This window comes from Halosimplex halobium, assembly GCF_051414055.1.
Lineage (GTDB): Archaea > Halobacteriota > Halobacteria > Halobacteriales > Haloarculaceae > Halosimplex > Halosimplex halobium.
In genome coordinates, this window is sequence record NZ_JBLKNX010000016.1 from 68,249 (window position 1) to 81,926 (window position 13,678).

General features: G+C 68.9%; 13 protein-coding genes. 4 read left to right on the forward strand and 9 right to left on the reverse strand.

Annotation, left to right across the window (positions count from 1 at the left end):
• Positions 1-70 precede the first annotated feature (70 nt).
• From ACMGFG_RS16975 to ACMGFG_RS16990, 4 genes are all read right to left on the reverse strand, one after another.
• A complete protein-coding gene (locus tag ACMGFG_RS16975) occupies positions 71-1,066 on the reverse strand; it encodes a tyrosine-type recombinase/integrase (RefSeq protein WP_436931509.1) in 996 nt (331 codons plus the stop codon).
• Complete coding sequence (locus ACMGFG_RS16980; RefSeq protein WP_436931510.1) at positions 1,063-1,653, reverse strand: hypothetical protein; 591 nt, start codon at positions 1,651-1,653, stop codon at positions 1,063-1,065. Before ACMGFG_RS16980 ends, ACMGFG_RS16975 begins: the two co-directional genes overlap by 4 nt.
• A 211-nt stretch (positions 1,654-1,864) precedes the next feature.
• Positions 1,865-3,085 (reverse strand): aminotransferase class V-fold PLP-dependent enzyme, encoded by a 1,221-nt coding sequence (locus ACMGFG_RS16985; RefSeq protein ID WP_436931511.1) that lies wholly within the window; start codon positions 3,083-3,085, stop codon positions 1,865-1,867.
• Positions 3,086-3,155: 70 nt separating this feature from the next.
• On the reverse strand, positions 3,156-4,172 hold the full coding sequence (locus ACMGFG_RS16990) for an alpha-amylase family protein (RefSeq protein ID WP_436931572.1): 1,017 nt from the start codon (positions 4,170-4,172) through the stop codon (positions 3,156-3,158).
• Between the two features lie 281 nt (positions 4,173-4,453).
• Here ACMGFG_RS16990 and ACMGFG_RS16995 point away from each other — a divergent pair, with 281 nt between their 5' ends.
• Both ACMGFG_RS16995 and ACMGFG_RS17000 read left to right on the forward strand, forming a co-directional pair.
• Positions 4,454-5,281, forward strand: coding sequence for a PIG-L deacetylase family protein (locus ACMGFG_RS16995; protein ID WP_436931512.1), 828 nt, complete (start codon positions 4,454-4,456; stop codon positions 5,279-5,281).
• A gap of 80 nt (positions 5,282-5,361) precedes the next feature.
• The gene (locus ACMGFG_RS17000) at positions 5,362-5,937 is read left to right on the forward strand and encodes an LURP-one-related/scramblase family protein (protein ID WP_436931513.1); all 576 of its coding nucleotides are present in this window, start codon (positions 5,362-5,364) and stop codon (positions 5,935-5,937) included.
• 117 nt (positions 5,938-6,054) lie between these two features.
• Here the strand turns inward: ACMGFG_RS17000 and ACMGFG_RS17005 are convergent, their stop codons facing one another.
• The 4 genes from ACMGFG_RS17005 to ACMGFG_RS17020 form a co-directional block, all read right to left on the reverse strand.
• Complete coding sequence (locus tag ACMGFG_RS17005; RefSeq protein WP_436931514.1) at positions 6,055-6,462, reverse strand: hypothetical protein; 408 nt, start codon at positions 6,460-6,462, stop codon at positions 6,055-6,057.
• A 71-nt stretch (positions 6,463-6,533) separates the two neighbouring features.
• Complete coding sequence (locus tag ACMGFG_RS17010; protein ID WP_436931515.1) at positions 6,534-7,895, reverse strand: MFS transporter; 1,362 nt, start codon at positions 7,893-7,895, stop codon at positions 6,534-6,536.
• A 146-nt stretch (positions 7,896-8,041) separates the two neighbouring features.
• Positions 8,042-9,280 (reverse strand): carboxypeptidase regulatory-like domain-containing protein, encoded by a 1,239-nt coding sequence (locus ACMGFG_RS17015; RefSeq protein WP_436931516.1) that lies wholly within the window; start codon positions 9,278-9,280, stop codon positions 8,042-8,044.
• A gap of 124 nt (positions 9,281-9,404) precedes the next feature.
• A complete protein-coding gene (locus ACMGFG_RS17020) occupies positions 9,405-10,346 on the reverse strand; it encodes a sugar kinase (RefSeq protein ID WP_436931517.1) in 942 nt (313 codons plus the stop codon).
• 165 nt (positions 10,347-10,511) lie between these two features.
• Here ACMGFG_RS17020 and ACMGFG_RS17025 point away from each other — a divergent pair, with 165 nt between their 5' ends.
• On the forward strand, positions 10,512-10,814 hold the full coding sequence (locus ACMGFG_RS17025; protein ID WP_436931518.1) for an AbrB/MazE/SpoVT family DNA-binding domain-containing protein: 303 nt from the start codon (positions 10,512-10,514) through the stop codon (positions 10,812-10,814).
• Positions 10,814-11,233 (forward strand): PIN domain-containing protein, encoded by a 420-nt coding sequence (locus ACMGFG_RS17030; protein WP_436931519.1) that lies wholly within the window; start codon positions 10,814-10,816, stop codon positions 11,231-11,233. The genes ACMGFG_RS17025 and ACMGFG_RS17030 overlap by 1 nt, the downstream gene beginning before the upstream one ends.
• A 121-nt stretch (positions 11,234-11,354) precedes the next feature.
• On the opposite strand, the gene mutL is transcribed toward ACMGFG_RS17030, so the two are convergent.
• Positions 11,355-13,661: a DNA mismatch repair endonuclease MutL gene (gene mutL, locus ACMGFG_RS17035; RefSeq protein ID WP_436931520.1), complete on the reverse strand. Its 2,307-nt coding sequence runs from the start codon at positions 13,659-13,661 to the stop codon at positions 11,355-11,357.
• Between the last annotated feature and the right edge of the window lie 17 nt (positions 13,662-13,678).

A 13,678-nucleotide genomic window follows, 5' to 3' on the forward strand; every position in this document is an offset into this window, starting at 1 on the left:
GTCCGACACCACTAAAAGGTATTTGGGATGTCACTTTGTGACTCTACGGAGTCACACCCAAGGTTCACACTTACTTCGGTCCATACTTCCGTCCGATATCCAGCAACGTAGATGTCTTAAACTGCAAATACCGCTCCGTAATCTCCGTCGAGGTATGCCCGAGCAAGTCTTTCAGCGACTTGATGTCCCCGCCCGCCTCCACGAACGCCACAGCGTATGAGTGGCGCAACGCATGACTGGTGTATTTCTTCCGCTCACGCCCATTCGCATCCACATACAACGTCTCCTGCAAATCAGCATTCTCAACAGCCTGCTTCACCGTATCCTCGTTAATCGTCCGCACCGAGATAGGCCGCAGCTCGTCATTTTCGTCTCTCTCACGGCCTGTAAACACATACTTCGGGTCATCCCCACCAAGTCGTGTCCGCTGCTTCCGCTTCCAATTCTGCAAATACCGATCCAAAGTCGCTGGGTACGGCACATCGCGGGGGTCCGTCTTCCCACGTTTCTTCGCCGTGATATACGTCACCACACGCTTGTCCTCATCAATATCATCCCAGCGTAACCGCTTCACCTCCTTCGCTCGCGGCCCCGTCGTGTGCATCAATTTTATCAGAAACCGGGAGCGAGCAGCAGGAAACGGTGCGTTAGCAATTAGCTCGTCCACTTCCTCAGGCTCAAAGTAATAAATCGTATCTTCTTCATCAGGCGTTTGTTGCTCCTTCTTCGCAGGCGGATTCCCCTTTCCGAAGTAGTGTTCAGTGTCGATATAGTCGGCAGGATTCTCATCCCTCTCTTTCGGAACAAGCCAGTCGAAGAACTTGCGGATGAAGAAGAATTGTTGCTGCACGTATCCTCGAGCGTTCTCTCGTTCGACGATGCAGTGCTGGATGTACGCCCCGATATCATCTGGGTCGTGATTGACGTAGTCAGTGCCTGCAAAGTCTAGGTAATCATCGACACGCAGCAGCTGTCTATGATCTGACTCAGGCCGCGTATCACCCGCCTTGATGTACGTCTGATAGCTTCTCGGCACGTGCTGAATGTCCTGCTTCTCCGTCGTCATCGATTCTCTCCCTGCTCCGGTTCGCTTTCAGGATTTGGTTCAGGTGTGTAGATGTACGCCTCCATCGTCTCGCCCGTATCGTTGATTTGCACCTCTGGATTTTCGTTAGACGCGAAAGTCTGTGCCTGCATCACAGTCCCAAGATCTCTATCCCATAGTTCTGCAAAATGGCGTGCATCACCAGTCGCCATGGCTTTGTCCTTGTGGGTAGCGTCGTCAGGCAATTCTTTCCGTGCGTCGTCTAGTTCGGATGGACTCGATGCTTCCGGTAGTAGTGGGTAAATCGTATCCGCTAGTTCTGCTATTTCACTTGTTTCGGACACTCGCTCGTTGATTTCGTCGATTCCATCGACGGCTTGTTCCATCCCCTGTTGCAGCTCCTGCAAAGGCTGTAGTACAGGCTCCCAGTCTACCTCTACACCTCCGTCGCCACTACCGCCTGCTTGCGCACGCTCGATGTGACCCTCCACCCCGTGCCGGACGAGTTCCGTTAACGAATCGATGTTCTCGTCTTCTTCGACGAACTCCTGCCACCGTTGCTTCCGTTCTGATGTGATGGCGATGTGGATGTCGTCGTCTTTGGCCATATCAGGTGCTGTAGCGCCTCGATAATAAAACTATGTACACATTATGGTTACTGCTAGAGCGTGTTGTCTTTGCTCATCTACCCTGGGTCAAGGCCCGGTGGTGTGAAACGCTGTCGGTTTCCCGGTCCGCCGAGGTGGAGTTTCCCGACCCAATGAGACGCCGATTTCCGGTCCGGCGGAGCGGCGATGTTCGGTCCACCGTGGCGCCCGATCAGCCCCCGGACTCCCCCGCCAGGTTCGCCCGCACCCGCTCGACAACGTACTCGGCCTCGTCGTCGGTGAGACACATCGGACTCACCGTGACGGTCCCGTCGTCGACGCCGTCGGCGCCGACGAACACCCGGGGATCCTCGCGCCTGAGCGCGAGGACGAGGTCGGCCGCCGAGACCCCCGCCCGCTCGGCGTCGACGGCGACCGAGACCGTCGGCGCGACGGACTTGGCGCCGCCCTCGATCGTCGTCGCGAGGCCGTCCACGGCGTCCAGGTCCCCGGCGATTCCCTCGGCCCGCTCGCGCCACTCGTCGCCGAGCGCGTCCTGGTCCGCCTCGAGGAACGCGTCGAGCGCCGCCAGCAGCCCGACCAGTTCCTCCTTGCCGACCTTGAGCGGGCGGCCGACGCCCTGGCGCGGCACGCCGTCGAAGCGGTCGGCGTCGAGGAGGCGCTCCGGCGGGTCCCACACCGGTTCGGCAGCGTGGGTGTCGAGGTGCTGTGCGGCGACGGACTCGATCAGGTCGGCGCGGCCGGCGAGTATACCCGTGGTCTGTGGTCCGCGGATCGCCTTCCCCCCGCTGAAAGCGACCAGGTCGGCGCCCTGCTCGGTGAACCACGAGAGGTTCGACGCCGGCGGGAGTTCGGCCGCGGCGTCGACGATCACGGGGAGGCCGTGGTCGTGGGCGACCTCACAGACCTCGGCCAGCGGCGGTCCCTCGTAGGCCTTGTAGACGTGTGCGACGGCCGCCGTGTCCTCGCCGATGGCGTCGGCGTACTCCCAGGGCTCGACGTTGCGGGCGCCGGTGCCGAGCGTCGCGTCGTTGGTGCCCACGTCGACGATGGTCGCCCCGGCCGTGCGGAGCGCGTGGTCGTAGCCGGTGCGGTGTGTCCGGGGCATCACGATCTCGTCGGCGACGCCCCCGGTGTCGGGGAGGCGGGCCATGACGCCCGGGTCGGTCCCGGCGATGCAGGCCGCGGTGCCGAGGAGGAGCGCGCCGGCCGCGCCGTTGGTCACGTAGCCGGCCTCGGCACCCGTCACCTCGGCGATGCGGTCGCTCGCCGCCGCCTGCAGGTCCGAGAGCCGGACGAACGCCTCGGCCGCGCGGTCCATCGCCTCGCGCGCCTCGGGACGGATGCGGCTGCCGCCGATCCGCGTCTTGGTCCCCGCGGCGTTGACGACCGTCGGGACGCCCAGTTCCGCGTAGACGCCGTTCGATGACATGCCCCCCCGTTGGGCGGTTCGCGGGATAAAGTGGCGGTATCGGGGAAGCCCGGACGGGGCAGCCGGTCGGTCAGTCGTCGCGCGACTGTGCGGCCTGGACCTCGTCGAGGTACGCCCGCCAGACCCGGTCGGGCTCCGCGCAGGCGATGCTGGAGATCGACGCGCATCCGTCGTAGCCCCACGTGAACACGCTGTCCACGTCGCGCTCTATCGCGGTCCGGGTCGCCGTCCTGACCGCCTCGTCCGCGTCCGGCCCGAGCCGGAACCCCTGGATCCAGATCTGGCTCCGCAGGTCGTGGCGGTCGGCCAGGTCGACCACCTTCTCGGCGAAGTAGCCGACGAAGGATTCGGGCGAGCCGGCGCCCTCGAAGACCCCCCAGTACGGGTCGGTGGCGATCACGTCGAGGTCGTCGCAGACGGCCAGCGTCTCCCAGTCGGTCAGGCCGTGCTCGGCGTCCTCGCTGGGCAGGAGACAGACGGCGTTCTCGGCGCCGTCGTCGGCGGCGACCGCCATCATCTCCCGGAGGAACGCGAGCAGGGAGTCGGCTTTGAACGCCCGCACGTCGTCGGTCTCCTCGCGGGGCATCTCGCGGCCGTACTCGGCCTCGAAGGCCGAACGGCAGCGCTCGCAGCGACAGCCCCAGGCGCCGTCGGGGAATTCGCGGTCGAACCACTCGGGGATGAACCAGTGGGGCTCGTCCCAGAAGAGGGCGTCCGCGCCGAGCCCCGCCGCCGAGCGCGTCCACTCGCGCATGTACGCCCGGAAGTCGGGGTGGTTGAAACACGCCGCGGCGACCCGCTCGCCCTCGTTCGTGACCTGGCAGGCGTCGGGATTCCGGCCGACGAACTCCGAGAGCGCCTCGCCGCCGAAGACGCGCCCGACGCTCCAGGGGTTCACGTAGGTCCGGAAGCCCCGCTCGGCGCTCTCGGCGACGATGTCCGCCATCGTCCCCTCGTAGTACATGCGGTCGCGCTCGCTGTAGGTGTGCAACACCGCGTTCAGGCCCTCCTCGGCGAACCGGTCGAGGTCCCGCGCCGCGTGGTCCCGGTTGCGCACGCCGAAGTAGCTCGTTCCGTATTCCATGATAGTCCCGACGCGCCGGAACGGTCACCGTCGGATACGTCCCGTACGGATCCCAGCGACAAAAAGCACCCTCGCCCCGGTAGGTCTCTCCGACTGGGGCGGCCTCCCCGACTTGGGCGGCCTCTCCGACTGGGGCGGCCTCCCCGACTTGGGCGGCCTCTCCGACTGGGGCGGCCTCCCCGACTTGGGCGGCCTCTCCGACTGGGGCGGCCGGCCGGAACCGGGGTTTCGGCGACCCACGGGCGGACCCAACGGTTTCGGTGCCCCGGGTCCGATCGGCGAGCGTGACCGACCCGAGTCTCCTCGTCGTCGGCGCCCACCCCGACGACTGCTCGATCAAGGCGGGCGGCATCGCGGCCAAGTACGTCGAGGCCGGCCGCGACGTGACCTTCCTCTCCGTGACCGACGGGAGCGCGGGCCACCACGAACAGGACCGCGAGGCCGTCGCCGCCCGCCGGAAGCGCGAGACCGAGGCCGTCGCCGAGACGCTCGGCGTCGACTACGAGGTGTTCGACGTCCCGGACGGTGAACTCGAACCCACGCTCGAACACCGCCGGCGACTCATCCGGTTCGTCCGCGAGGTCGACCCCGACCTCGTACTCGGCCCGCGGCCCGATGACTACCACCCCGACCACCGCTACACCGCCGAGTTGCTCCGCGACACCGCCTACATGCTCATCGTCCCGAACGTCTGTCCCGACACCCCGCCGATGGACGACAACCCCGTGTTCGGCTACGTCGCCGACGGCTTCGAGAAACCCGCACCGTTCGAACCCGACGTGGTCCTCGACGTCTCCGACGTGGAGGACCGAAAGCTCGACGCCCTCGACTGCCACGAGTCCCAGATGTACGAGTGGCTCCCATACACCTTCGGCGTGCTCGACGAGGTGCCCGACGGGGACGCCGAGCGCCGCGAGTGGCTCGCCGACGATGGGATCGATTACTTCGCCGAGAACACCGAGGTCAACGTCGCCGACCGCTTCCGCGGGGAACTGCGAGCGCGCTACGGCCCGGACCGGGGCGAGCGGGTCTCTCACGCCGAAGCCGTGGAGATATCGGCGTACGGCGCGGCGCTGACCGACGACCTGTCGGACGCGCTGTTTTTCTTCTGACCGGCGAGCGCGGCGGTCGGCCCGTGTGGCACTACTGACGCCGAGATTTAAATACCAGGGGCGGAACAGTTAGGGCGAACATGACCGGGACGTACGACATCGCGGGGATCGAGCTGGGAGACGACAGCTACACGGTCGAACAGTCGCTGATCCGCAACAAGTACAAGGCGACCGACGCCGCCGGGAACGTGGTCCTGCGGGGCAAGCAGAAGCTGATGAAGATGAAAGAGGAGTTCCCGTTCACGGACGGGGACGGCAACGACGTGTTCACCGTCAAGGCCGGCGGGATCATGGACGTGGCCGGCAACTACGCCCTGATCGACGCCGAGACGGACGAGGAGCTCGTCGTCCTCGACAACGACTTCTCGATCTTCCAGGACACCTGGACCGTGCGGGACGCAGACACCGGCGAGGCGCTCGCCCAGATCGACTCGCGGGGCGCCCTCTACACGGTCGCGCGCCACTACCTCCCCTTGGGCGCGTTCATCCCCCACAAGTACGAGATCACCGACGCCGACGGCGACCACGTCGGCACGATCCAGGGCCACGTCTCGCTCCGGGACCGCTACGACATCACCATCGACGACGCCACCGACGTACCGAAAGAGCCCATCGTCGCCGCGGCGATGGTCATCGACGCGATCCAGAACCACTGACGGGTCCGACCCGGAGCGCAACCGCCACTCGCCGCGGTACGCCCGGCGACCGGCGAGTGGTGCGTCCGCGACGCCGACGAGTGGTGCATCCGCGACGCCGACGAGCGATGCGTCCGGCTACTCCCGCTCGGCGTCGCGCTTCCACTCGTGTTCCTGGCGGCGCTCGGCGACGTGGCGGCGGCCGTCGGCCAGGTCGGCGCGGGCGCGGTCGGCCAGCCCGCTCACGTCGGCCATGAAGTCGTCCTCGAACGACTCCAGCACGTCGTACGACCAGCGGTGTTCGTCGACGACGCCGCGCGGGAGGTGGCTGTCGCGGATCTCGTCGGCCAGGTCGGTGTGACCGCTCTCGCGGAGCAACTCTTCGGCCTCGGCGAAGTGCTCCATCGCGTGGCCGGTGTTGTGGTGGAACGCGACGAGTTTGCCGTGGGCCCGGCGCAGCCACTCGACGCCGAGTTCGACCTCGTGGAGCGCCTCGACCTCCCGGTCGGTCATGTCGCTGCCCGGACGGTCGTCTTCGATCGCCATGTGATCGACTACCACGCCCGCGGAGAAAGGGCTGTCGCCGGCCCCGCGCGTAGGTGGCGACTCCTCGCCTATCAGGCGTAGGCGGCGAACTCCTCGCCGAAGGCGAGGAAGTACGCGACGCCGACGACGCCGACGGCGGTCGCGACGGAGAAGGCGAGTTCCGGGCCCGCAGTGAGCGTGTCGAGCGGGCCGGCGGGCAGGACGACGGTCCAGTCGCTGTCGTAGAGGTAGCCGCCCAGGGCGGCGCTGGGGATGACGATCGTGTTTCGCAGGAGGTAGTACGCCCCGGTGACGCGGCCGCCGGCGTCCCGTTCGGCGGGGCCGACGATGAGCGCCTTGTGGGAAGGGAGGCCGGCGAAGCGCAGCCCGGAGAACGCGAACAGCAGCGTCACGACCAGCGGGTCCGCCGGGGCGAAGATCAGCAGGACCGGGAAGACGGCGTAGACGGCGAACCCGACGGCGACGACGGGCTTGAGGCCGACCCGCTCGGCGACGACCGCCGCAGGTGCCATCGAGGCCAGCGCGACCACCATCTCGACGCCCAGCAGGACGCCGAAGAGGACCGCCGGGTTGAGGTAGAACCCGAAGAGGGTCGCGTCGAGCTCCCAGATGCGGGTGACCACGAGGATGAAGAAACCGTAGACCATGCCGTTGGCGAACCGGACCAGCGTGTCCGCGACCAGCAGCGGCCGGAGGGGCTCGGGCAGGTCGGCCAGGTCCGAGCGGATCTGGTCGACTCCCTCGAACTCCGTGCCGAACGAGTCGGCGTCGGCCTCGTAGCTGACGTGCTGGACCGCCGTCGCGACGACGCCGAAGACGACGGCCACGCCGAGCACGTAGAGGAACCCCGGCAGGATCGCCTCCTCGGCGGCGCCGCCGGCGAAGACGAAGAGGAGTCCGGCGGCCAGCAGCGGGCCGAGGAGGAAGGCCGTCCGCCGGAACGTCTCGGTGCTGGCGAACCCGCGAGCCAGCCGGTCGTCGGGGACGCTCTGCTTGACGATGGCGAACGTCGCTCCGAGCCCGAAGGACTTCCAGGCCTGGGCGAGCACGAGGCCGACGAAGATCCAGACCCAGGGTTCGAGGACGACGGCGCCCAGATCGACGGGGCCGACGAGCGGCGCGACCAGCCAGACGAGGAACCCGAGCGTCGACAGCAGGCCGAACAGGGTCAGGGCGTACCGCGAGCCCACCCGGTCGGAGAAGACGCCCCCCGCGTAGGGGTAGACCGCGCTGATGATGTTGCCGAAGGAACCGTAGAGGCCGACGACGAAGGGGGAGGCGCCGAGGACGACCAGGTACTCCGAGAGGTAGCGGCCGGTCATCTGGAAGCCGAGGCTGAACGCGAACATCGCGACGGAGAGGACGAGCACGTCCCGCTCCAGCGAGAGGAACTGCCGGACGGTCGACCGGACGCTCGGCGACTCCGCGGCCATGGTCGGGGGTTCACTCCCCCGGACCTAAACCCCCGCGACGCGGCGACGATTTCCGGTTTGGACTCCCCTGCGGGACGTTCCCGACCGTATCGCTATATAGGGACACCGGGAACCAGCGGCCGACGGCTCCGGCCCGGCGGGACCGGTCACTCGCCGCGGCGCCGGGCGAGCAGACTCCCGACTACGAGCGCGACGAGCGCGCCCGCGACGCCCGGACCGGGTCCGAACCCGCTCGCTGTCCCGGTCGCGGTGTCGGACGCCGTCGGCGAGTCGGTCGGCGAGTCGGTCGCGGTCGGCGTCGACGCGCCGCCGGGCTGGACGCCCTCGACGGTGACCGCGGCCTCGCGCCCGTCGGCCTCGGCCGAGATGGTGACGTTGCCGGCGGTCTCGACCGGGACGCTGAGGACGCCGTCCCCGTCGGTCTCGCCGACCGCCGTGCCCGCCCGGCTGACCGACGCGTTGGCGACGGGGTTGCCGTACTCGTCGCTGACGGTCACCCGGACGGGCTCGCCGACGACGACGCGGTCGTTGTCGGCGCGGACGCCGATGGCGGGCGTCCGCTGGATGGTCGCGTTCAGCGAGGTCTCGGACTCGCGGACCTGGAGGCGTTCGGTGACCGACTCGTAGCCCGGCTTCGTGATCCGCACCTCGTAGGCGTCGTTGACGGGGACGCTGACGGTGACGGTGCCGGTCCCCTGGGTCGTCACGTCCGCGACGCCAGGGACGGTGACGTTGGCGTCCGTCACCGCCCGCGGCGGGTCGAAGTGGTCGTCGCGGACGGTGAAGGTGACCAGCACCGACGCCTGGCGGACCTGCATGGTCTCGCTGACCTCGCCGTCGACGGTCAGCGTCGTCCGGTTTCGCAGGTATCCCTCCTTGAACGCGACGAGCGTGTAGTTGCCCTGCTCGATCTCGGGGGTCCTGTACTGGCCGTCGGCGGCCGTCCGCTCGTTGAGCACCGGCCGGCCGTCGTGGAACATGCGGACGATCGCGTTGCCGAGCGGCCCCTCGCTGCCCTCGACGGTGACCGTCGCCCGGCCGGCCCGGGCGACCTCGATGGTCACGTCCCTCTCGCTGGCGTTCTCGACGACGTAGGGGTGGTTGCGGACGTAGTTCGGGTGGTCGACGTGGATGGTCACGTCGGCCCCCTCGGCCACGTCGACGAACGCCTTCCCGTTGCCGGCGGTGGTGCGGTCGACCGGCCCCCCGCCGTCCCACGTGGCCGACAGCTCCGCGTCGGAAAGCGGATTCCCCCCCTCGTCGACGACGGTCACGGTGAGCGTAACGGTGTCCGACGACTGCGCGCCGACGCCCCCGACGAACGACGCGCTGGCGACGAGCACCGTGAACACGACCGTGACCGCTCGCGTGCGTACCCGTGACATAGCTGGGTGGACCCTCGGCTGGCGGCCTCATATCTCTGTTGGCATCTCTCCGCCGTCCGGGGGATCCGGGCGCCGGTGGTCCCGCGGTCGCCCCGTCTGTGGCCGTTCGGCGACGAAACCGCCGTCAGCGACCGTCGTCGAGGTCCGCGGCCAGCGACTCGACCTCCGCGCGGGTCGCGGTCGTCATCGCGCCGGGGATCGTCCGCGCCAGCGTCGCGCTCGCGACGCCGTAGGTCAGCGCCTCGCTCGCACCCGCACCCGAGAGGACCCGTTCGAGGAAGGCGCCGGTGAATGCCTCGTGCTGGCCGGCCGGGTCGACCGCGTCGACCTCGACCCCGTCCTGCTCGTGGATCACGCCGTCGCTGCAGACGAGCGCTCCGCGCTCGCTGCGCGTGATCACGACCGTGTCGAAGTCCCGCTTCGAGGCGATGGCGTGGGCGAACTTCCGGGGTTCGTCCGTCCGGTCGAAGACCGCCCGGGCCTGGTCCTCGTTTGCGATCAGCACGTCGACGGCGTCGAACACGCCGTCGAGCGTCTCGCGGGCCGTCTCGACCGACCAGAGGCCGGGCTGGAAGTCGAGGTCCATCGCGACCAGCCCGCTGCCCGCCGCCCGGAGGACCGCCTCGGCGGTCTCGACGATGTCGCCCGACAGCGAGAGCGTGCTCCCGGCGACGAACGTGGCGTCGGCCCGCTGGACCCGGTCCATCGGCAACTCGCCGGGCGTCACCGACGCCGCGGCGACCCCCTCGCGGTCCTGGACCAGCCGTTCGGCCCGCGGCGTCGGCCCCTGTTCGGCGAACTGGAGTCCCTGCCGGGCGTCGTCGGCCCACGCGACCTCCGTGTCGACGCCGTGGGCGTGCAGTGTCCGCTCGACGCGCCGGCCCAGCGGCGAGTCGGGCAGCTTCGACAGCCACGTCGCGTCGGCGCCCATCGCGCTGGCCGCCACTGCGACGTTGCTCTCCGTGCCCGATACCCGCATCCGCACGTCCTCGGCCGTCTCCAGCCGCTCGTCGCCCACCGGCGACAGCCGCAGCGATGTCTCGCCGAACGTCACCAGCTCTGTCATACCCCGTCCATGGACAGCATCCGGTTTAGTTCATGGGGGGTCGTCGTGTGATCAGTACGGGCGGAAAGGCGCCGTCCGCACTCACGGAGCGGGGGTCCACGGCCTCGAACGGGACGCCGATACCAGGAGAAATATTTTACTATGAGTGTATCGTTATTATGAACGATGATCGAGTCTGAGAGTACAAACGATACAGAGGGGGAAGTCGTTTCGGTCACTAAACACGGCCAGGCGACGATTCCGAAACGGTTCCGCGAGAAACTCGGGATCGAGGCTCCCGGAAAAGTGCTGTTCCGGGAGACCGACGAGGGCGAAGTGACGGTCGAGCGAGTCCGGTCGCCGGGTGAGATGCGCGGCTTCGCCGCCCGGAGCGAGGCATCGACGGACGAACCCGCGACCGAGATCCTCCGCGAGAAGCGGGAACGGGACCGATCGGACCGCGACGCGCGGTTCTCGTCGGAGGAGTGATGTCGGTCCCCGACAGTGTCGTCTTCGACGCCGAACCGCTGATCGCACACGCGGACGACGAACCCGGGGGCGACGTGGTCGAGACGTACCTCGACGCGGTCGCCGTCGAGGGGACCGCCGGCTACGCCAGCTGCGTGACCCTCGCCGAGGTCCGGTACACCATCGCCCGGAAGTACGACCGGGCGACCGCCGACGAGTATCTCGACTGGCTCGGCGACATCGGGGTCGAAACCGTGGATATCGGGGATCTCTGGAGAGTCGCCTCGGAACACATCCTCGCGCACAACCCCGCGCTCGGCGACTCGTTCGCGCTGGCGACGGCTGAACACGTCGGGGCGACGCTCCTGGTCGACGGTGACGACGACTACGACGGGGTTTCCGACATCCGGATCGAGCGGTTCCGCGACGGCTCCGCGTAGCTGTCGGCGGTGACACGCGGGTCGGCGGCGGGATCGACAGGCCCGTCGGGTTCCATCGGCCACCGGGGTGACTTCGGCCGTCTCGGTTCCCGAACTGGACTCCGCCGGTGATCCCGATCGGTCAGTCCCGCCGGCCGCCGTGGCCGGGGTAGTCCCGCTCGAAGCGGGCCTCGATCTCCTCGGCGTCGAACTCGACGACGACGGGGCGGCCGTGCGGACAGGCCCACGGGTTCTCGCAGTCGTCCAGCCGTTCGAGCAACTCCGTGATCGACCCCTCTGTCAGCGAGGTGTTGCCGGTGATCGAGGGGTAACAGGCCAGGTCGGCCAGCAGTTCGTCGGCGGCGGCCTCGACGGTCTCGGCGGCCGACCCCTCGCCCTCGACGAACGCCGCCAGCGCGTCGCGCAACAGGTCGGGGTCGGCGGTGTCGGCCATCAGCGAAGGCACCGTTCGCACCTCGACCGTCCGGTCGCCGACCCGCTCGGCACGAAACCCCAGCGTCGACAGCGCCTCACCGTAGGTCTCGAACAGTTCCGCCTCCCGGGCCGTCAGCGAGAGCTCGACCGGCTGGGCGAGCGCCTGCGTCGTCGTCTCGCCGGCGAACTGCTCGCGCAGCCGCTCGTAGTTGATCCGCTCGTCGGCGGCGTGCTGGTCTATCATGACCAGCCCCTCGTCGGTCTCCGCGAGGACGTACGTCCCGTGGAGCTGACCCAGCACCCGCATCGAGGGGAGTGCGTCGAACGCCGACGCCCCGTCGTCGCCCGTCTCGACCGGCTCGCCGTCGCCGAGCCGTGCCTGGTCGTGCCCGCCGGCGAACTTGCGACTCCGGTCGTCCCGGTCGCCCGTCGGCGTCGAGTCGGCGGACGCCCCGTCGCTCACCGAACCGGACGCGGGTCCGGCGTCCGACGACTCCGGGGTCGCCCCGTCGGCAGTCGACGCCGAAGCCGTCCGGTCGTCGTCCGGTTCCGTTTCGGACTCCGGACTCGCGTCCGCGACGGCCGCGTCCCCGTCGTTCTCCGTGGCCGATCCCCTCGACGGATCGGTACCCGGCGGCGTCGAGCGGGGCGAGGGCGCCGACGGGTCCGAGGAGAACGTCGGGCCAGTGGTCGACGCGGTAGTCGAGTCGACCGTCCCGTCGGTCCCGGACTCGCTCGATCCGGCGGTCGACTCGCCGGCGGTCGCCGACGCGGTTCCGCCGGACGATTCGGCCACACCGGACGAGTCGTCCCGGCTCGCCGACCCATCAGTGGCGCCCTCGCCGTCGGTTGCGTCGGCCTCCACGTTCGCGTCGGAATCGCTCCGTTCGGGCGCGATCTCGGCCTGTTCGGGCGCGGACTTGCCGCGGGGGGCGCCGCTGCGGAGCAGGCCCTCGTCGAGTAGCGCCGACTCGACGGCGGTCTCGATCTGCTCGCGGACCCCTTCCTCGTCGGCGAACCGGACCTCCAGCTTCCGGGGGTGGACGTTCACGTCCACGTCGCCGGCGGGCACGTCGAGGAAGAGGACGGCGAAGGGGTAGCGGTCGGGCGCCAGCTGGTGGCCGTAGGCGTCGATGACGGCGTCGCGGACCGCGCTCGCGGTGACGTACCGGCCGTTGACGTACGTCGACAGGTACTCCCGGGTGCTCCGGGTGGTCTCGGGGTGGCTCACCAGCCCGGACACCCCGTCCAGCGGGGCCGCCGGCAGGTCGGCGGCGTCCCTGTCGCCGTCCGCGCCGTCCGCGCCGTCGCCGCTCCCCATCGAGACCTCGACCATCGACTCGGCGACCTCCCGGCCGTAGACGGCCATGACCGCCTCGCGGCGGTCGCCCCCGCCGGTCGTGGCGAACGTCTCGCGGCCGTCGTGGGTCAGCGAGACGGCCACGTCGGGGTTGGCCAGCGCGTAGCTCGTGACGACGGTGTTGACGTGGGCGAACTCCGTGCCGTCCTGCTTGAGGTACTTCCGGCGGGCGGGGACGTTGTAGAACAGGTCGTCGACCTCGATGGTGGTGCCCTCCGGGCAGCCCGCGGGCTCGACGCCCGTCACCTCGCCGCCCTCGACGGTGAGCTCCGTCCCGCGGTGACTGTCCACGTCGCGGTCCGCCCGCGGACGGGTCGTGATCGTCAGCCGGGAGACGGCGCCGATGGCGTGCAGCGCCTCGCCGCGGAAGCCCAGCGTGGCGACGCCCGACTCCAGGTCGTCGATGTCGCGGATCTTCGAGGTGGTGTGTTCCTCGACGGCGCGGCGGACCTCGTCCTCGGTCATGCCGACCCCGTCGTCGGCGACGGTGACGCCGTCCTTGCCGCCGCGCTCGACGGTCACGTCGACCCGGGTGGCGCCGGCGTCGAGGCTGTTCTCGACGAGTTCCTTCACGACCGAGGCCGGGCGCTCGACCACCTCGCCCGCCGCGATGCGCTCGACGGTCGCCTCGTCGAGCCGGCGTATGTCGACCATCACCACCCCGTCGGGGC

Coding starts and splice junctions, on each gene's coding strand:
- ACMGFG_RS16975 (WP_436931509.1), bottom strand. CDS start 1,066: ATGACGACGGAGAAGCAGGACATTCAGCACGTGCCGAGAAGCTATCAG.
- ACMGFG_RS16980 (WP_436931510.1), bottom strand. CDS start 1,653: ATGGCCAAAGACGACGACATCCACATCGCCATCACATCAGAACGGAAG.
- ACMGFG_RS16985 (WP_436931511.1), bottom strand. CDS start 3,085: ATGTCATCGAACGGCGTCTACGCGGAACTGGGCGTCCCGACGGTCGTC.
- ACMGFG_RS17000 (WP_436931513.1), top strand. CDS start 5,362: ATGACCGGGACGTACGACATCGCGGGGATCGAGCTGGGAGACGACAGC.
- ACMGFG_RS17005 (WP_436931514.1), bottom strand. CDS start 6,462: ATGGCGATCGAAGACGACCGTCCGGGCAGCGACATGACCGACCGGGAG.
- ACMGFG_RS17010 (WP_436931515.1), bottom strand. CDS start 7,895: ATGGCCGCGGAGTCGCCGAGCGTCCGGTCGACCGTCCGGCAGTTCCTC.
- ACMGFG_RS17015 (WP_436931516.1), bottom strand. CDS start 9,280: ATGTCACGGGTACGCACGCGAGCGGTCACGGTCGTGTTCACGGTGCTC.
- ACMGFG_RS17020 (WP_436931517.1), bottom strand. CDS start 10,346: ATGACAGAGCTGGTGACGTTCGGCGAGACATCGCTGCGGCTGTCGCCG.
- ACMGFG_RS17025 (WP_436931518.1), top strand. CDS start 10,512: ATGATCGAGTCTGAGAGTACAAACGATACAGAGGGGGAAGTCGTTTCG.
- ACMGFG_RS17030 (WP_436931519.1), top strand. CDS start 10,814: ATGTCGGTCCCCGACAGTGTCGTCTTCGACGCCGAACCGCTGATCGCA.
- mutL (WP_436931520.1), bottom strand. CDS start 13,661: ATGGTCGACATACGCCGGCTCGACGAGGCGACCGTCGAGCGCATCGCG.